Annotated in this window: 1 protein-coding gene; it reads left to right on the top strand. The window is 58.3% G+C overall.

Annotation, left to right across the window (positions count from 1 at the left end):
• Positions 1-355 (top strand): hypothetical protein (locus F8C76_RS19390; RefSeq protein WP_211372202.1); only part of this gene is annotated, 355 nt, incomplete at both ends.

The raw sequence follows: 355 nt of genomic DNA, 5'->3' as shown, positions 1-355 counted from the left end.
CGGGATACCAACGCGCTCATGGAGCGTGGCTTGAGCCGAATCGCCGATATGGTCAACCACCGCCGTGGCCCCGCAGTCGTGTTAGGTGCTTGCGTGTTACTAATGCTGGCCACCGCTTACTATGCTCAGGGCATTCAAATCGGGGATGCAAGCCCAGGCTCGACAGTATTTTGGCAGGACTCGGAATACAACCAGGATGCAGCAGCGATTACCCAGCGCTTCCTCGGCGCAGACCACCTGTTCGTCGCGGTGGCAAGCGATGAGCCCGACACGCTCAAGCAACCGGCAGTGTTGCAACACATGTCGGATTTTCAGCGGGAGATAGGCCTCTTTCCGGAAGTCGCCGCAAATGTCT

The sequence above is a fragment of the Flagellimonas olearia genome (genome assembly GCF_009184425.1).
GTDB lineage: Bacteria > Bacteroidota > Bacteroidia > Flavobacteriales > Flavobacteriaceae > Flagellimonas > Flagellimonas olearia.
The sequence above is the reverse complement of the archived record's forward strand: the minus strand, read 5'-3'. Positions and strand labels throughout refer to the sequence as shown.